24 protein-coding genes and 1 pseudogene are annotated in these 16,221 nt (G+C 36.1%); 22 read left to right on the plus strand and 3 right to left on the minus strand.

What is annotated here, in order from left to right:
• Positions 1-18: 18 nt before the first annotated feature.
• Positions 19-735 (minus strand): helix-turn-helix domain-containing protein, encoded by a 717-nt coding sequence (locus A8709_RS26825; RefSeq protein WP_065856899.1) that lies wholly within the window; start codon positions 733-735, stop codon positions 19-21.
• A gap of 192 nt (positions 736-927) precedes the next feature.
• Between A8709_RS26825 and A8709_RS26830 the strand changes: the two genes are divergently transcribed.
• From A8709_RS26830 to A8709_RS26845, 4 genes are all read left to right on the plus strand, one after another.
• On the plus strand, positions 928-1,197 hold the full coding sequence (locus A8709_RS26830; protein WP_065856901.1) for a helix-turn-helix domain-containing protein: 270 nt from the start codon (positions 928-930) through the stop codon (positions 1,195-1,197).
• A 149-nt stretch (positions 1,198-1,346) separates the two neighbouring features.
• On the plus strand, positions 1,347-2,144 hold the full coding sequence (locus A8709_RS26835) for an ORF6C domain-containing protein (protein WP_065856903.1): 798 nt from the start codon (positions 1,347-1,349) through the stop codon (positions 2,142-2,144).
• Positions 2,145-2,154: 10 nt separating this feature from the next.
• Entirely contained in the window at positions 2,155-2,775 is a 621-nt protein-coding gene (locus A8709_RS26840; RefSeq protein WP_065856905.1) for a hypothetical protein, read from the plus strand.
• 129 nt (positions 2,776-2,904) lie between these two features.
• Positions 2,905-3,219, plus strand: a complete 315-nt coding sequence (locus A8709_RS26845) for a LytTR family transcriptional regulator DNA-binding domain-containing protein (RefSeq protein ID WP_065856907.1) — start codon at positions 2,905-2,907, stop codon at positions 3,217-3,219.
• Positions 3,220-3,583: 364 nt separating this feature from the next.
• Here A8709_RS26845 and A8709_RS26850 read toward each other — a convergent pair whose 3' ends face one another.
• On the minus strand, positions 3,584-3,991 hold the full coding sequence (locus tag A8709_RS26850; RefSeq protein ID WP_065856908.1) for a helix-turn-helix domain-containing protein: 408 nt from the start codon (positions 3,989-3,991) through the stop codon (positions 3,584-3,586).
• A 145-nt stretch (positions 3,992-4,136) separates the two neighbouring features.
• On the opposite strand from A8709_RS26850, the gene A8709_RS26855 reads away from it, so the two are divergent.
• The 16 genes and pseudogenes from A8709_RS26855 (at position 4,137) to A8709_RS26905 (ending at position 13,614) form a co-directional block, all read left to right on the plus strand.
• On the plus strand, positions 4,137-4,379 hold the full coding sequence (locus tag A8709_RS26855; protein WP_065856910.1) for a helix-turn-helix transcriptional regulator: 243 nt from the start codon (positions 4,137-4,139) through the stop codon (positions 4,377-4,379).
• 13 nt (positions 4,380-4,392) lie between these two features.
• Entirely contained in the window at positions 4,393-4,515 is a 123-nt protein-coding gene (locus A8709_RS35515; protein ID WP_279615896.1) for a hypothetical protein, read from the plus strand.
• 94 nt (positions 4,516-4,609) lie between these two features.
• Positions 4,610-4,801, plus strand: a complete 192-nt coding sequence (locus tag A8709_RS26860) for a hypothetical protein (RefSeq protein ID WP_065856912.1) — start codon at positions 4,610-4,612, stop codon at positions 4,799-4,801.
• The gene (locus A8709_RS26865) at positions 4,798-5,007 is read left to right on the plus strand and encodes a hypothetical protein (RefSeq protein WP_065856914.1); all 210 of its coding nucleotides are present in this window, start codon (positions 4,798-4,800) and stop codon (positions 5,005-5,007) included. Before A8709_RS26860 ends, A8709_RS26865 begins: the two co-directional genes overlap by 4 nt.
• Positions 5,004-5,243 (plus strand): hypothetical protein, encoded by a 240-nt coding sequence (locus A8709_RS26870; protein WP_065856916.1) that lies wholly within the window; start codon positions 5,004-5,006, stop codon positions 5,241-5,243. Before A8709_RS26865 ends, A8709_RS26870 begins: the two co-directional genes overlap by 4 nt.
• 168 nt (positions 5,244-5,411) lie before the next feature.
• Entirely contained in the window at positions 5,412-5,567 is a 156-nt protein-coding gene (locus A8709_RS34755; protein WP_167357175.1) for a hypothetical protein, read from the plus strand.
• A 62-nt stretch (positions 5,568-5,629) separates the two neighbouring features.
• A complete protein-coding gene (locus tag A8709_RS35520) occupies positions 5,630-5,758 on the plus strand; it encodes a hypothetical protein (protein ID WP_279615897.1) in 129 nt (42 codons plus the stop codon).
• Between the two features lie 95 nt (positions 5,759-5,853).
• A complete protein-coding gene (locus tag A8709_RS34760; RefSeq protein ID WP_167357176.1) occupies positions 5,854-6,021 on the plus strand; it encodes a hypothetical protein in 168 nt (55 codons plus the stop codon).
• Between the two features lie 48 nt (positions 6,022-6,069).
• Positions 6,070-6,297 carry a hypothetical protein gene (locus tag A8709_RS26875; RefSeq protein ID WP_065856918.1) on the plus strand — a complete coding sequence of 76 codons (228 nt, stop codon included), beginning with the start codon at positions 6,070-6,072 and terminating at the stop codon, positions 6,295-6,297.
• A complete protein-coding gene (locus A8709_RS26880; protein WP_065856920.1) occupies positions 6,297-6,869 on the plus strand; it encodes a host-nuclease inhibitor Gam family protein in 573 nt (190 codons plus the stop codon). Before A8709_RS26875 ends, A8709_RS26880 begins: the two co-directional genes overlap by 1 nt.
• Positions 6,870-6,872: 3 nt before the next feature.
• Complete coding sequence (locus tag A8709_RS26885; protein WP_065856922.1) at positions 6,873-7,523, plus strand: hypothetical protein; 651 nt, start codon at positions 6,873-6,875, stop codon at positions 7,521-7,523.
• Positions 7,513-7,581: pseudogene (locus tag A8709_RS34230) on the plus strand (single-stranded DNA-binding protein); the annotation flags it as partial. The gene A8709_RS26885 and the pseudogene A8709_RS34230, both read left to right, overlap by 11 nt.
• 224 nt (positions 7,582-7,805) lie before the next feature.
• Positions 7,806-8,570 carry a PDDEXK family nuclease gene (locus A8709_RS26890; RefSeq protein ID WP_065856924.1) on the plus strand — a complete coding sequence of 255 codons (765 nt, stop codon included), beginning with the start codon at positions 7,806-7,808 and terminating at the stop codon, positions 8,568-8,570.
• A 46-nt stretch (positions 8,571-8,616) separates the two neighbouring features.
• On the plus strand, positions 8,617-10,647 hold the full coding sequence (locus tag A8709_RS26895; protein WP_167357177.1) for a Mu transposase C-terminal domain-containing protein: 2,031 nt from the start codon (positions 8,617-8,619) through the stop codon (positions 10,645-10,647).
• Between the two features lie 51 nt (positions 10,648-10,698).
• Positions 10,699-11,634, plus strand: a complete 936-nt coding sequence (locus A8709_RS26900) for a TniB family NTP-binding protein (RefSeq protein WP_065856929.1) — start codon at positions 10,699-10,701, stop codon at positions 11,632-11,634.
• A gap of 9 nt (positions 11,635-11,643) precedes the next feature.
• Complete coding sequence (locus A8709_RS26905; protein WP_065856931.1) at positions 11,644-13,614, plus strand: TniQ family protein; 1,971 nt, start codon at positions 11,644-11,646, stop codon at positions 13,612-13,614.
• Positions 13,615-13,644: 30 nt separating this feature from the next.
• On the opposite strand, the gene A8709_RS26910 is transcribed toward A8709_RS26905, so the two are convergent.
• Positions 13,645-13,980 carry a helix-turn-helix domain-containing protein gene (locus A8709_RS26910; RefSeq protein ID WP_065856933.1) on the minus strand — a complete coding sequence of 112 codons (336 nt, stop codon included), beginning with the start codon at positions 13,978-13,980 and terminating at the stop codon, positions 13,645-13,647.
• A 150-nt stretch (positions 13,981-14,130) separates the two neighbouring features.
• Here A8709_RS26910 and A8709_RS26915 point away from each other — a divergent pair, with 150 nt between their 5' ends.
• Complete coding sequence (locus tag A8709_RS26915) at positions 14,131-14,457, plus strand: hypothetical protein (protein WP_065856935.1); 327 nt, start codon at positions 14,131-14,133, stop codon at positions 14,455-14,457.
• Entirely contained in the window at positions 14,454-16,211 is a 1,758-nt protein-coding gene (locus A8709_RS26920; protein ID WP_065856937.1) for a TniQ family protein, read from the plus strand. The genes A8709_RS26915 and A8709_RS26920 overlap by 4 nt, the downstream gene beginning before the upstream one ends.
• The last annotated feature ends 10 nt before the right edge of the window (positions 16,212-16,221 follow it).

Here is a 16,221-nt window from a genome sequence, read left to right on the forward strand (position 1 = left end):
AGCCCTTATGGGCTTATTTTACTTTATTTCATGCTTGGTTTCCCATTTTTCTTTTTGTCTTCTGAATGAGTCGAGGCTATCTTTCAAAAACTCAGATTCTTCATCGGTAAGAATATCCGGTTCGCCATTACGTATTAAAACCTGCGAATCTCTACCAATATTTAATTTTTGTAATTTAGTATCATCAAACTCAATATTTATCCCCTCTATAAATGCCCCCTCATGGAAAACACGTCTTTTGTATAGTCGTTTCCCATTGTCAGTTAGGTCTTTATATAAGTTGAGTTTTAGCTCTATAGTTGAGGATTCAAGAGCTTCTTCAATATATTCCTTAGAATGATAATACTCGCCGTTTTCATCAATATTGAACATGTAGTCGCCAATACCCTCTTTCAACTTAAGGGCAATTTCAACAGGTACTGGGACTGCCATGTATCTCTCTAATAGTTCATCGAGAAAAATTTTGAAAGTCTCGTTATCCTGTACGATTTTTTTAACTTCTTCAGGTGCCTTCTCTAAATATCCAGTCAATATTAATTCATCCGGATCACCACCAGTGACTTCAGCAATGGCTCTAGAAACATCCTCCGACGCAGGTGGCTTAGTGCCATTTTTCAACTTACTTATATAAGATCTATCAATTTTTATCTCTTTGCCTTTTAACCGAATAGCTATTTCACCTAAACTAAGTCCACTTTTTTCAATATAATCTGATAATAATTCCGCGTAACCCATTTTATCAACTCCGATATGGCTTATAGTCAACATCATAACTATTGTTGACTATAAATTCAACGAAGAGACCAAAAAGTCACAAAAAAGTATTGACTATATGGTCACACCGTGGTAAATTTAGGTCACGTCCAAGTAGTGACTTAAATGTCACTGGTAGTGACCATGGATTCACGAATTACAGGAGGTGATTGAATGAGATACCAAATCATGTTGAAGGACGGTCTCGAAAAAAAGGGATATACATTAAACAAAGCTGCTCAACTGGTTTACGAAAGGTTTGGAATGCATATTACATCTACTTATATTTCAAAGCTAAGAAGCGGAAGCAAACCACCTGCTACAGATGACTTAAATGAAGCAATCGCAAAAATTTTAGAAATTGATTCTATTGAGTTTAGGAGGGCTGCTTACATTGAAAAGATTCCTAATGACTTGTTAGAAGGCATTGCAATTGCACAGTAAAAAACCACTTTCTCTCCCGCCAAGAAGTCAAAGTGGTTTGCAGTAAAGGCAATAGCCCATTTCTTCATAGATTATCACATACATAACTTACACCTGTAAATGGGAAATTGCCTCCAAAATTAGGATGACCAATATTAGGAGGAATTTAAATGTTAAATAACAGCAATGTGTTGATGGAGAGCAAATCCTTGAGAGAATCATTAATTGAGCGTGTAGAGATACTCGATAAAATTAAGCGTCTAGAGATGTTGGAAGACGATATTCACCTAACCATTGAAATGGTTTCAAATTTTTATGAAGTTAGCGTTGATGTTATCAGAAAAGTATCGGTAAGAAGAAAAGAAGAATTAGAATCTGATGGAATGAAAACGATTGTTGGAAAAGAACTAAAGGACATGAAGTCTTTTTGTCAGATAAAAAGGAATGCGGGGCGCCTTACTTTATTTACACGAAGAAGCGTATTACGAGTCGGAATGCTGTTAGAAGATAGCTCCGTTGCAGTTGTCCTGAGAGACATGCTACTCGATAAACAAGAAAAGAAGACACAAGCTGAATTCGAATCTTTAAGTCCACAGCTTCAATTCATGATTCAAGTTGAACAAAGGCAGAATGCTCTGGAGGCACAAAACAGAATATTGGAAAACCAAAACACTGAAATTATTCATAAAAACAATGAGTTGCAGCAATCTGTGAATCACTTGACACTGGTTGTAGTAAATGAAGTTTTTGTTGACGATCATCAAAAGGCAGATATTCAGAATGCAGTGTTTAGTCGCATTGGGAAACTTAAATCAATGGGATATGAAACTCACTTTCAATCCTTATTCCGTGCATTAAAAGTCCACTTTAATGTACCTAAATACGACAAAATAAAAAGAGTAGATTTCGATCGTGCGATGGAATTTGTTTCTGGATGGTTTCCAAAACTAAAAGAGGGAACTAACTAGGAGGAACTATATGACTGGATACTACCAAAAAATCACGAACAAGCATAATGTGTTGCAGAAAATCAGTAAAAGTATTCTGCGAAAATTTATCGATGCCAAAGAGTGTGAAGCTTCCAAAGAAATAATGAAATCCTCTTGGTTACAATACATGGTTACAATTAAATTGCAATCACGAATCCTTGATGAAATATCCGATGAAAACAGGCGCATCATGAAGCGAATAGAGAAAACAAGAAAAGAAATAAATGATCCGTACTATGAGCAGGATGATTATATTGAGCTGAGCTCATATTTATTAGAATATGAGGATCGCATTAAAAATAATGCAAACATTGTCCTAGAACTAGCTAGTCTAATTGACGATACTGGAATGTACTTTGAAGAACACGAACTTAGAAGTGCATTTTCTATTGACTTTGAATCTTGGAAAATGTGGGCTGATCGAAACAAGACTCTAATGACGATGTTTATTTCTAAAGTAGGAAATGAACCATTAAGTTGGCATCTTACAGAAGCTATTATTGAAAAGGTTATGAGTGATCCAGAGGCAATAATAAAAATGAGAGAAAAAACTACGGAGTTATTTCCAAATATTACTTTCATTCAAATTAACGAGGATGAAGAGGAATAAATAATTTAAATCTGTCCACCTTCCTAACCTTTGGCGAGCGTAGAAGGTGGACAACCATTCAGGGCGTAGCCCTGCTCCCATTATATACCATAATGCATCAGGACGCTATGCCCCTCTGAGGAGGGGAACATGTACGTAATAGGACACGACAATCAAGTTTACGATATTGAGGAAACAGATATCATCTGCATCGAGGTTCACAGACCGACAGTCATTTACCGAACGCTGCACGGTGAATTCAGGCGTCCCAGGACAGTGAAGGAACATGTCATGATCTACGGCCCACTCGGCTTCATGCAGATCGACAAGAACAAAATAACGAATCTCAAGATCATCGAGAAGTATGCTGACGGTGAAGTTCACTATGCCGGCGTGAAATATCCAATATCTCGCAGGCGAGTAAAAGAAATCCGTAAGTATTTGTTGGATAACAGTCCGAAATGACCGATCACGTTACATCAACGGTATATAGCATGTCGACAAAATACGACAACATTTCATTCCATGTCATGTTACCATTTGTCTAACAAATCAGAATTGATAAATTTCAGGGCTTACCGTAGCCGGAAGTTGGCCGATCGACGCCTTGAATGCGAACATAAGTTCTGTTATAGTTGTGTCAAAGAGTTGTTTTGTAATTCAAAACACAATGTTTTGTTCAAAACATCGAAGCGAGCGGGGGATACTATGGACGACAAAAATGAGGAAGTTGACCAATTGTTTATAGAATTGAAGGAAAAAATCTCTGGAATCAAAGGTCTAGAAGACACTGATCCAAGAGATTTTTACAAAAGAGTTATAGGAGTGCTTACTTCAGCGCCCCGTGAATCTTAATTACAATATGTAGTGCATCCAGCAACTTATTTTGGTCTTCCTCTTGTTTTAGATCTAATCCAAATTCTTTTGAAATCTTATTTAATAATTCATCATAGTTGGTAGTAATAAAGGTCTGGTATGTCGATGGTTCCTCCGCGACACTCAGGCCTTTTTCATTTTTATGTATGTGCCCAGCTGCAATCATAAGTTCTTCATGCTCGACTCCCAAAGGTTTAGCAAGTTTCTTGAGTATTTCTGGAGAAGGAACTCCGCGTTTACCGCTTTCTAATTGCGAAATATAAGCGTTGGACACCTGTGAGTATAATTCTAATTGTCGTATTGTGAGCTTTCTATCATTTCTTAATTTTCTAATGTATTCTCCAAAATCCTTTGATTCCAATTGCAATCACCTCTACTAGTAATTATATACAAATGTAAGCAAGTAACTATATTAATTTTAAAATAGTGCTTGCAATTGCTATCTTTGTGGTATATATTGATAACAACAGCAAGATAACACTTGCAAGCAGAAAGGATGTGAAGATATGAAGATTTCAGTAAAGGATATTGCATTACTAAATGAGTTGCTTCTAAAAAAAGGTTTTACTCAGCGCGGTTTAGGTAGAGAGATCAATATCTCAGAAGTTTATGCGCACCAAGTTTTAAACGGAAAAAGAAATCCTGGTCCCAAGATTGCGAAAGACATTGCAGAAGCACTTAATGTAGAGTTTGATGATATTTTTTTTATCAATAACGCTTGCAAAAGTTATCAAAATAAAACTGCCTAAGGAGATGACTACTATGACAATCGTACTTACAGAAACGCTCAAAAAAAATCACATCCACCTATCGCAAATACTCTCCAATGTAAAAAAAGCTAAAGAAGAAGCTAAGGCTGCTGATTTACCGAAACAAGGTGCCTAAAATTTTCCAATAAATATTAATCACGTAAAGTAATATACCACACAGCCACATTATAGTAATCAGAAATGTTTACTACTGTTAACTTGGAGGCACCATGAACCTACAGAGCTACCTCAACCAACACGAACCGCAGCGGTTAACTGGTGAAGAATTAACAGAAATACGGAAAGCCACGTTGGAAATGCTGAAGTCAGGCAATGAAACAGCGGTGCTGGTAGCGATCGGGATGAAGAAGCTACTGAACCATATTGATCAGATTACATTGGAGGGGATGAGGAAGAAATGAAAACGCTACTTGAACTAGCTGATCAGGAAATAGAAGCCTTAGAGTACGCCATACGCGATGAAAGTGACATGGATGACTATATGCACGACTTCCCTAAATACACGTCTAAGGATCTCTTGTACGTACTCAAAGCACTGGTGAAAGAGAACAAAGCACTTAAAGCCAAGCCGCAGCCGATCACGATTAAGAGGAGGATTGCTGGATGACCGACTTTATCGCTCAAACAGCTGACAATCGCAACATCTCCTACATTGATGATGAAGAAGCAAGCGTATGGAGGCGCGCCAAGTATGCAGGGCTACAGGTGATTCGCGTGATCACGATGGAACAATGGCATCTAGAACTATACGGCCCAGCTTATCAAGCGGAAGTTGTCGTGATTCATGAGCAATTGAAGTTGAATGCGGAGTTACATACTGCGGTAGAGAGGGTGAGCGCATGAATACATTGTCATTCCAGAGACATTACTCAGATGCAAGTAATGACTACCTATTTACAAAATCAGGAGCATTGTTCACCTGTGGCGTATGCGAATTTTCACACATTGGCGGAAAGCCTTACAACTGCTTAAACTGTGGAGCGAATCACGAAAAAATAAAGGAGGAGTAGCATGAACGACCACTGGCTAGAAAACCACTTCAAAGGTTGGAGTAACGAAGCGTTAAAGGATCGGCGTCAGGAAATTATCTTAGATGCTTCCAAGATGGAGCTCAAGATGATCGATCGTGAACTGGAACGCAGGAAGGAGGCTGAGGAAGTTGCCTAATAATATTGTCAGTACTTGCTGCAATATGACTGTACAGGATGGATTGAAAATCGCATTCCCTTATGACAACAGATATGCGGTACACCAGAATATCAGATATTGCGATTCATGTGGATTGGAATGCGATGAGGTACACGCATGTGAAATCTGCGGAGTGCCGGGTTGCGGCGGTGATTGCGAGTGAACGATGAGCAAGAGGAGTTCCTACACGAGCATGAACTGCCACGTAAGCGGCGCAGAGGATATGACGATATAACCTCACCTTCTATAGAGGGAGGTGAGGAAAATGAGTGAAGCAGACGTGTTTGCAAAGTTACGTTGGTACCAATTAAGAGCGATGGAGTCACCGCTTGGTAGCGAGGAAAGAGTAACCTGGACAGCTATATGCCGGGAATTAGAAGCGCTTAAACGGAGAATGACCACTGCTGTAACAGTGGCCGTTCAGGGAAATTAGTAATATCAAGTTGGTTCTTATTATATCACATTATCGGGGGATATATGCATGGATAAGTTGAGAACGTTGTTTAACGAGTTAGAGGCTATGAAGCAAGATCTACAAAATCGGTACACTAGTTGGTCAAATAAATTCGACATCATTGGAGATTTCGTTGAAAGCGGTCTTGACGATGCGATCAGTGTTATTGATCAAGCATTAGATCGGATTCAAGAACTAGAAGACGAACTGGAAGAAGCGCAAGAGATAATCGACGAAATGGAGCGTGAGCAATAATGGCCATCCTTAATCCTTTATATGCGAATGAACTTGAAATGATGGAAGATCTTCACCAGATGGACGAATCGGTTAGAGAGAGATTCCGCATCGTGGATCTTAACTCACTTAACTGGGCTCTTCGCAAAATGATTGCTATCGACGTTAAAAAGCGTGAGTTAAACGATTCAATTGACAACGAAATACAGCGTTTAGAAGGGTTTCGCAAGCAGGAAGTTGGCAAACTTCAGGATTCAGAGGACTTTTTCCGCAGCCTAATTAGCGAGTATGCCCTGAATAAACGTGATGCAGATCCAGACTTCAAGAGTTTGAAAACGCCATACGGTACGATCGGTTACCGAAAACAGCAACCTAAATGGAATTACAACGATGCCACATTGATTAATTACCTGAAAACGGCTGGCTTGGTTGATCTTGTCCGGACTAAGGAAGAACCGGTTAAAACAGAGATCAAGAAGTTGTTCAAAGCACACGATGATGGCCGTGTGTTCGATGAAAACGGACAAGCTGTTGATGGAATTATAGTTGAATACGTGCCCGAGACGCTTGATATAAAACTTTCGGAGGTATAACCCGTGAATGAGAACATGAAGATTTATGAGCAAGTTCGAGCTGTGCCGCAAGACGCTTTGAAAGAAATCAAAGGCGGACGCTTAAAAGGAATGTCGGATATCAACCCAATGTGGCGTCTTAAAAAGCTCACTGAAATGTTCGGAATATGTGGTATCGGCTGGAAAATCGAGATTGTAGATAAGCGGTTGGAACAAGGATCTCATGATCAAATTGTATGTTTCGTAGATATCAACCTGTACATCAAGGTAGATGGCGAATGGTCTGCAGCCATACAGGGTATGGGTGGTAGCTCGTTCATCGCAAAAGAGAGTAGTGGACTATTCACAAGCGATGAGTGCTTCAAAATGGCGTACACAGATGCAATCAGCGTGGCGTGTAAATCTCTCGGATTTGCAGCTGATGTGTATTATGCGAACGATCGAACTAAATACTCTGCACAAGAGGATAAAACGGATAAGTCGAAAGAGGTCAAGACGGACATACCTCCGCAGACGCTTAAAAATAAGTATCAGACATACAAAGGCAGCTTAGAAGGAATTGAAGAGTGGATTAAGGGACAGCAAGGTAAGGGACACAACTTCAAGCACATGGAAGAAATTCTTGCGACAGCACTAAATAAACGCGTAGAGGAGCAAAAAGCTAATGCTAAATAGATCAATTTTGATTGGGAGACTAACGAAAGATGGTGAGCTTCGTTACACTCCGGCAGGCTGTTAACTGTAAATAGAAATGTCGGTAGTTGGATGATCAATTGTCGTGCACTTGTAACATGAAATGTCGTGCTTTTAAAAGCCTAAACCCACGTGGTTCAGGCTTTTTTGCTTATTATGATTGATTTATCTTAGGTTTAAACTTTTTCATTTAGTGGAATAACTGAGGGTAGTGGTTGAAATTCAAACTTGACGATAAAATGTCGCTTTCAAGGAGGAAATTAATTGGATTGGAAAAGTAAGAAGTGTTGGGCTCAAGAAGATGCATTGTACTTTCCTAAACGAAAAGTAAATAACAAAGGAAGCAGGAATCATGAACACATAATTGGTTCGATTCCTAGTCGAAAGATGAATCGAAGTATTGGATATGAGTCGTTTTGGGGAGAGTGCTTGTTTTATTACTTACTTGAGATTGATCCGCTTACAGTTAGGTACTATGCGCAACCAGTAGAAGTAACTTATACGGAATTGAATGCTCAATATGCACTTGTAGAGAAAAAACATGTTCCTGATACTTTGGTGTTCCGTCAAACCTACCGTCCTCACCTGTTTCAAGTCAAAGGAGGAAATAATTTTATTGAGCAAAAACCCCACTTGTTTCAAGCCTCCTCTAAATACGCACAAGAGCATGGATGGTGTTACTCAGTTGTACATCCTAAACTCATACCTTCAAAAGTTCAATCGAATCTTATTCTCTTAATGAACTATATGAAGCCGCGAGAATATTACGATGCTTGGATTCCAGAAATTTTGAATAAAATGTTATATCTAAAAAATCCAACTGTTGAGCATTTAGCAAAAAGTTTTAGTGCAAAAATAGATCATCGAGATATCCTACCAATTATTTATCACCTCATATTTAGAGGAGACTTACGCACTGATATTTTTATTCCTGTAAATATTTGTAGTGTTCTGGAGCTTGGAGATCTATCTAAAGATTTAATTACTTATTTTCATTTGGAAGGTGATACATTTGTTGCGTCTATGTAGTCTTAGAATTGATGATACCTTCATGTGGTGTGGATCAAAATTTATCGTGCATAACATCGAACCTCCCAATATTCTTATATTCAAAGAAGATGGGGAGAGAAAAATAAGCAAAGTAAATTATTACTCCTTAATTAATGATGATAGCTTTGAACTAATCTCCGATAGTCATAAACGGATCGATAAACAGATCTCTAAAGCAGAGTCCAATCAAAGGTCTCTCGTAGATGCGTTACCAGATAAGAGAAGAGAATTAGCATTTAAAAAATTAAGTTGGATAAAACCAATTCTAACTTGGGAAAATGCGAAGAGCGGTGATATGTATGCAGCAATTGCTTTCAGTGAGAATTATAAAAAGTATCTTAAAGATGGTGAGACTGTTCAATCAATAAATAAAAAAACATTGATTGAGCGGATATCAGAAAATAAGGATTGTGGTAAATCTACTCGGCAACTAGAAAGATATTTAGCTGACTATTTAAAGAGCGAAAGTCAAAGAGAAAATCATGGGATTGAAGGCTTAGTATCTAAAGCTCATATGAACACTCATGTAAGAATTGATGATTTACCACTTGAACTCTGCCATCCAAAGAAAAAAGAGTTAGTGCTAGACACTATTTATGTTCGTTTGGGTGAAGAGTACATACCGATTCTTAAGGTAGCTATTGAGAACTACTATTTAGGTAAAAGAAGAAAAAATGTAGCAAAACTTCATGTGAATATAGAAATAATGTGCATTAATGCAAAGATAGAATCTTTAGATTACGATACAGTTTACAAGATAGTTAACCGTATCAATCCATATGTTCTTGAGAAATTAGCACATGGCGATGGGAATACAGATCCCAAAATTGTGAACTCTAATGCAAATCAAAGCTTTGCAAAAGCCCCCCTACAAGTAATAGAGATTGACCATGTAAAATTACCTATTACTGTTATTGATGAAAATACTGGATATGATGTCGGGGAGCCATGGCTTACTCTTGCAGTTGACGTCTATACCAGAAAGATTTGGGGAATGGATTTATCTTTGCATGATCCATCAGGGCATAAAGTAATGAATTGTATTTTTAATGGGATCTGTATGAAAAGGACAAAGGAGAAGTATGGAACTATAAATGATTGGGATTTTCATGGTATACCGACAGTTTTTCTCATGGATAACGGTTCTGATTTTACTAGTAATTATGTTAAGAGCATGATTGAAGATGTGCTACATTCAGAAGTTCGTTATCGGCCGATCGCTACACCTCGATATGGCGGAATCATCGAGAGATACTTTAGAACAATAAATCAAGAGTTCTTGGAGGATTTACTTGGTTTTCGTTATAAGAGAAATGATGATAACAATGATCGTAAAGCAGCGGCAGAAGACGCAATTTTGACCTTAAACAATCTCCGTGAACTACTTGTACACTATATTACTGATATCTACCACCATGATGTTCATAAAGGACTTCCGTTGGAATGTAATACACCGTGTGCAAGATATTATCAGGCGATAGAAATTATGGGTTATCCTCCATTTATTAAAGAAGAGGATGAGCCATACTATAAAATACAATTGCTTCCTTCAACTATGAAGTCTTATAGAAACGATGGAATACGGGAAGAAAATGTGAAATATGCTTCACCTGAAACAGCTAGATTTATAAGTAATAAGAGAAAAAATAATTGCAAGATTAAATTTGATATTGAGGATATATCTAGGATTTATTTATTAGATCCAGAATCAAAGTCTTATATTGAAGTACCATCAATATATCCACCTGCAGATGAGATTTCCGGAATGAGTAGGAAACTATTCCAGATCATAAGGAAACTTCTTATTGAAAAAGGTGAAATAACCAAACAGCAAATCCCGGGATCGGCCAATATTGTTAAAGGCAAAGAGCTGTTGGCAGCAAAATATGAAGCCATGGTTAAGACTAATATGCCGATAAGAAGATTGGCATTAAATGCTGGGTTAAATCTTACTGTAAATTTACCATCGTCACGTATTGATACCCCAGAGCTACCATTAAGTAGAAGGCAACAGTTACTTGCTAATCTGAATAACGAAAAGAAAAAGAATGGATAGTAGAATTTTGAAATGTCAACGAAGTTAAAAAATGAGAAGGAGCGTTTACTAATGGAAGAGAATGAGAGTGGCTTAAAAAGTTTTCAAGAACGCGTTTTGAACATGTATGTTGAGCATCCGGAAGTAGTTCGTATTTGGAAACGATTGGATAGAAATAGATGGCTTAAACGAATGGGATCGGAAAGCGACGATTCACCTATTCATCTTTTTATTGAAGGTAAGCCTGGTGCTGGAAAAACGCAGCTAATGCTAAAATATTTACGTCGAAATCCGATTGTTACAAAAATAGATGAAGTAGGAACAGAAATCGATACGCGGCCTGTGCTATACATGAAGTTACCCGTACCTTTTACATATAAAGGATTTTATAACAATATATTAAAAAGTATTGATCCTGACTTCCCAGTATCACAACAGGATGTAGATACGGTAAAAAACCAAGCTTTTAGTCTAATGAAAGCTTTGGGTGTAGAAATGTTAGGTATTGATGAAATGGATTATTTATTAGCATCTACATTCGTTCAACGAAGAGCGGTAATGGAGAATATTAAAGATATAGCAAATTCAGCCGGTGTATGTTTAGTTTGTATTGGAACATTTGAAATCGAACAGTTGCGGACCTTGAATACACAGCATCTTCGAAGATATCCCAAAACGGTCCTTAGTCCCTTTACTTCGTGTAACTCATCTTTTCTTTCGTTTTTAGGCGAATTAGAGCAGCAGTTAGAGTTACCATCTGAGTTTGCATTAAATTGGTCAAACCCAGAAGGAGCATTTGCCCCTTTTCTTTTTGAATTAACAAGGGGATTGGTTGGATGGATAAAGCCCATAATTATTGAAGCATTTGAATTAATAGGAGCAATGGAGGATGGTTTTTCAGATTTCTCTAAACTTCAATTAATTGATGGGGATATTCTAGACCAGGCACAAAAAAATGTAATTGGAGAATTCGCAGATGAAGATATTAAGAAAATACTAGAAGGTTGAGTTGATCAAATGACTTATCGAAAATTAAGTATTAGGCCAAAATTGTTTCCTGGTGAAACCTTAACCTCATTCCTGCTGCGAGTTGCTAAGTCGTATAGAACTACAGTAAAAGAAGTATGGAAGTGGTTTGGTGACGGTAATATCAGAAATTTATGCAGGATTGATTTTTACTTGTCATCATATTTTGATATTGAAAAAATATGTGCTCTCTTAAATATAGATGCCGAGCAAATACGCTCAGCATCCTTTTTTACATTATTAGAATCAATACAAGAGAGAAGTGAACAATCCGAGTGGTGGTTTCTGGGTAATAGCCTGGAGTATAAGAAGCGCAGATATTGTCCGAAATGCGTTGCTATGAACAATAGGTATGATCTGATCTGGCAAGTGAAAGAAATTCACATATGTGAGAAGCATCAAGTATATTTACAAGATTCTTGTCTGACATGTAATCATGCTCTTCCTTATGTAAATGACTTACTTTCATTTGGCAAATGCACAAATTGCATGAACTCTTTATGTGTACAGCCTGAGTTATGTACTAATAATAACGAAATTCAAGCTCAAGAGGTCATACATCGCCAATGGAAATACATGTTGAATACTCCCTTCATCCATTCCGAGTATAGTGAAATTATGGGTAAAGGACGTTATATTGCAACAAAATTATTATTTCTAGCTCAAAATAAAGAATCGACCATACATCGCGGCAGAATGAATTTGACTTCTGATGAGATCTCGGGATTAATTGCATACATCAAAGATGATAATAAACGATCCAAAAAATATATGGTAACTTTACCTAGGATATTGAGAATCGTTAGAAGTAGAGATATTGATATTGAAACTCTTTATGAAATTGAGGTACCAGAATCGTATGTTAGAAGCATTTTTAAGGAAGGTAAGGAGCAAGTACAGATAGGGACATGTTTGGTTCCTTGGTGTCCTTCATTCGAGCAGAAAATAGGATTATTACCTTTAAATTATAACAGTGGTAGTATTAAATTTCAGAATGAAAAATTTAAGCTTCCACATATTTGTATGTACTGCTCACTAAAATATGGCTACAATCAATCTAATGATTGGGTAGAAATTGAAAGGTTTATACATACTGCATTTGACATATCCTTACCAATGTTAAATTCAGGTGCGGGAATTAGTAAAGTCGCGGAAACACTAAAAACAGACAGGTTTATGGTGTATAGAATTGTCGGATACTTGCTTTACCATGAATTATTAGTTGGAAAAATTAAGTTGAAATATGCAACATTTCAAATTGAGAAAGAACCAGTTAAATTTTTTGAAATTTTATCAAAAATTAATGGTTCGAAAATCGTGTATGCAAGAAAAAACTTTGGCTGGAATCAAGTAGAGTATTACTTTTACTATTTTCACTCAAGTGTGCAATTATTTTTGCATGAAGCATATTTTACACAGAATCGTGAAGTTAAAGTTGAAGGATTAAGGGAAATAAAAAAAAGGAAAAAAGTACATAAAGCCGAAACAGAAGTCGAAAGAATACAAAAAGCAGAAATATGGAAATTAGCAAAAGCTTATTTTGAAGAAAGGAGTAAATTCCATCAAGATGCTGCTGATTTATCTTTTTTTCAGTTTGTCGGAAAAGGGAAAAAATGGTTGATAAGTAATGTGCCGAATCTAATGGATTGGTACTTCAAAATGAAAGAAGAATTAATAAACAATAACCAAAAGCACCGTAAATGTGATCGACTTAATAGATATCTCTCAACACTTTGTGAATTATATAAATCTGGTATAAGAATCTCACTTGAATCAATATCAGAGAAATGTGGTATTCGAAAGAAATATATGAGAATTAATGGATTAATGTCAATCGTAAACCAAATTAAAGACGCTTTATTAAGTGGCAGTATATCAATAAAAGAAGTAGAAGAATTATTAAATGTAAAACCAAAAATTGAACAGTGGGAAAGCTTTGTTTTAAAGTGGAAGATAACATAAAGGGCGACCATTCACTGGTCGCCTTTAATGTTAATCAAACATTTCTATCAGTATGTTTTTTACCTTTTTAACATCACCAGTATTCAATGATAGAAGAAGGTTTACAATCTGTTCCAAATCATCGGATTTACTTTTAGCACGTTTTTTTAGTTTCGTATATTCAAATAAATCATAAAGTCCCACATTTAATGCATTCGCTATTTTGATGAGATTAAGAATCGTGATGTTTTTTTCAGCACGTTCTACCCCACCAATATAAGTGTAGTGAAAATTAGCTAATTCAGCCAATTGTTCTTGTGAAAGACCTCTTTGCTTCCTTAAGTCACGGATTCGGTCACCAATTAATTTTAAAGTTGTTTCAGACATCAGCCACACCTCTATCTGAAGTGTAGACAACTGAATCTAAGTCAAACATGTGACTGAAAATAGTATTATAATTATTATAATATGTATACGTATTATAACTCTAGTATTCGGTAATAATAGTACTAATAGATTACTAGGAGGTGCTTTACTGTGGAAGAATTGTACGATTTATTTCCACTTGAACAAGCAGATGTAACTGAAAATGGGATTATGTTTCATGGGATTATTTACTCTTGTAGTATCGCAATTAGAGAGCAGTGGTATTTAAGAACAGCAGGAACATTAAGGAAGATTCCAATTTTTGTAGATAGATATGACTCTGACTACATTTTAGTTTTATTAAGAGATGGTGGCTTAACCATTGCCTACAAAATTAATGAAAATACAATGATGTATGAACAGAGCATAAAAAGTTATCAGGAAACTATTAGATCACTCAAACAACAATTGAAGACAAGAAAAAAGAGAAGAAAATGAGAAAAGATAGAAGTCGAGATTTCAAATTACCCGTTCGACCAGCGATTTTAGACAAAGAAAGCATCTCAGGTTTTCTTTATCGATTGTCTAAAAAAAATCATTTCTCAACAATCTCTTGGTTTAACAAGTTTCTTGATTTATCCATTTATCAATCACAAAATAACGACTTCAATACAGAGTGTGTAAGTAGACTCTGTTACCTTATTAACAAAGAAGTAGATTATTTCGGATTTTCTAATGGATATTGTTTAAAAGAACATTTAGGATTGGAATTATATTCCAAAATCATCATGAGAAATAAAATAAAGTTTTGCCCAGTTTGTATTAATGAAAACTATTACCACCGAACTATTTGGAGTTTTACAACCTTTCATTTATGTCATGAACATCAAGTGATGTTGGTAGATCAATGTACTCGTTGTTACAACTTTATTAGTATGGCTGCTTTTATGGATCGAAGGTGTCAGTCATGTTCATTTGAATTTAAAAAAACCGAATCTAATGTAGTGAAGAATTTTATATTTGTTGAGTCTCAGAATCAAATAATAAATGGTTTTTGGGATAAGGAATATCCAGTAGTAAGCAATAATAATTTAAATCAGTTTTTCCAATTAGCTTTCCATAGTTTCCATTTACTTATAGATGCAAGAGATTATGTCTTGATGACATCTAATAAGCTATCTTTTTATCATAACCGCGCAAATGGTGAGAAACGAGGGGAACAATTAGCTAATGCATTAGCTAATGTCTATTGGATGTACGCAGATTTTCCCAAGCATTTTTATATCGTGCTTGATGAATTTACATCTAGCAATAAAGGGACTAAACGATATGATCGTCTAAGAGCTTTTGAGAATATTTTTAATGATATTAATTTTATTTGGGTTCAGGAGGCCTATAACTCATATTTTATTGATCAAATTGATAAAGGCCGTGTAAGAAAAGATTTTTCAGTATTTAAGAAAAATCCATTGCTATTAGCAAAAAGAAAAAAAGTTCGTAGAGAAGAGGTAAGGCAAAGCACTGGTATTGCTTATGAAAAGCTACATGAGTTAAATGATTTTAATGAAATAAACATTGAGATAGAGATGACAAATGGGCAGCAAAGATATTTAGTTGAGAATTCTACTCTCGAAGGCTATCTGAGTAACAGACAATCTCTAATATCAAAAAAAGAAGTTGGACTAATCTTAGGAGTAACTCCAGATTCAGTACAAAAAATTGTTGATGCCGGTTATTTAACTCCGATTCAAGTTGGGAAATCTCCAATGATTGTGTACAGAGTTCAAGAAGTTCAGCAGCTGCTTCTCAATTGTTGCGGGGAAATTGCATCGGAATTAAAGCCAACATTAATTAAATTTCATGATGTGCTAATAAAGTATTCCGTAAATTCCTTAACGATTGTTCATATTATCGATTTCACACTCTCGGGGCAACTTACAGCTTATCGGTTAAATCAAGAAGGAACTTTAGCAGATAATTATTATGATTTAAGTGAACTTAAATGTTGTTTGGATACGATGAAAAAGAAACGGCAGAACGAAAAAGGATTATTCTTTAATGATGTTATGAAGATTTTGAAAATAGGAGAGAAAAGGTTATGGAAGATTCTGAAGGAGCAAAGCATTCCAGCTGATTATATTTTACATATGAAGGATGGGAGGAAAAGATATTACTTCAAAGAAGCGACGGTTCAAAGGATTAGATTATACATAAACAAGTCAACTGAGAATATAGCTTCGAATGATATTTGAAGGGATCAGA

The sequence above is a fragment of the Paenibacillus pectinilyticus genome (genome assembly GCF_001700435.1).
Taxonomy (GTDB): domain Bacteria; phylum Bacillota; class Bacilli; order Paenibacillales; family NBRC-103111; genus Paenibacillus_E; species Paenibacillus_E pectinilyticus.

Bases quoted from the DNA above. Each gene is read 5' to 3' on its own strand.
- A8709_RS26825 (WP_065856899.1), bottom strand. From the start codon at position 735: ATGGGTTACGCGGAATTATTATCAGATTATATTGAAAAAAGTGGACTT.
- A8709_RS26830 (WP_065856901.1), top strand. From the start codon at position 928: ATGAGATACCAAATCATGTTGAAGGACGGTCTCGAAAAAAAGGGATAT.
- A8709_RS26835 (WP_065856903.1), top strand. From the start codon at position 1,347: ATGTTAAATAACAGCAATGTGTTGATGGAGAGCAAATCCTTGAGAGAA.
- A8709_RS26840 (WP_065856905.1), top strand. From the start codon at position 2,155: ATGACTGGATACTACCAAAAAATCACGAACAAGCATAATGTGTTGCAG.
- A8709_RS26845 (WP_065856907.1), top strand. From the start codon at position 2,905: ATGTACGTAATAGGACACGACAATCAAGTTTACGATATTGAGGAAACA.
- A8709_RS26855 (WP_065856910.1), top strand. From the start codon at position 4,137: ATGAAGATTTCAGTAAAGGATATTGCATTACTAAATGAGTTGCTTCTA.
- A8709_RS35515 (WP_279615896.1), top strand. From the start codon at position 4,393: ATGACAATCGTACTTACAGAAACGCTCAAAAAAAATCACATCCACCTA.
- A8709_RS26860 (WP_065856912.1), top strand. From the start codon at position 4,610: ATGAACCTACAGAGCTACCTCAACCAACACGAACCGCAGCGGTTAACT.
- A8709_RS26865 (WP_065856914.1), top strand. From the start codon at position 4,798: ATGAAAACGCTACTTGAACTAGCTGATCAGGAAATAGAAGCCTTAGAG.
- A8709_RS26870 (WP_065856916.1), top strand. From the start codon at position 5,004: ATGACCGACTTTATCGCTCAAACAGCTGACAATCGCAACATCTCCTAC.
- A8709_RS34755 (WP_167357175.1), top strand. From the start codon at position 5,412: ATGAACGACCACTGGCTAGAAAACCACTTCAAAGGTTGGAGTAACGAA.
- A8709_RS35520 (WP_279615897.1), top strand. From the start codon at position 5,630: ATGACAACAGATATGCGGTACACCAGAATATCAGATATTGCGATTCAT.
- A8709_RS34760 (WP_167357176.1), top strand. From the start codon at position 5,854: ATGAGTGAAGCAGACGTGTTTGCAAAGTTACGTTGGTACCAATTAAGA.
- A8709_RS26875 (WP_065856918.1), top strand. From the start codon at position 6,070: ATGGATAAGTTGAGAACGTTGTTTAACGAGTTAGAGGCTATGAAGCAA.
- A8709_RS26880 (WP_065856920.1), top strand. From the start codon at position 6,297: ATGGCCATCCTTAATCCTTTATATGCGAATGAACTTGAAATGATGGAA.
- A8709_RS26900 (WP_065856929.1), top strand. From the start codon at position 10,699: ATGGAAGAGAATGAGAGTGGCTTAAAAAGTTTTCAAGAACGCGTTTTG.
- A8709_RS26905 (WP_065856931.1), top strand. From the start codon at position 11,644: ATGACTTATCGAAAATTAAGTATTAGGCCAAAATTGTTTCCTGGTGAA.
- A8709_RS26910 (WP_065856933.1), bottom strand. From the start codon at position 13,980: ATGTCTGAAACAACTTTAAAATTAATTGGTGACCGAATCCGTGACTTA.
- A8709_RS26920 (WP_065856937.1), top strand. From the start codon at position 14,454: ATGAGAAAAGATAGAAGTCGAGATTTCAAATTACCCGTTCGACCAGCG.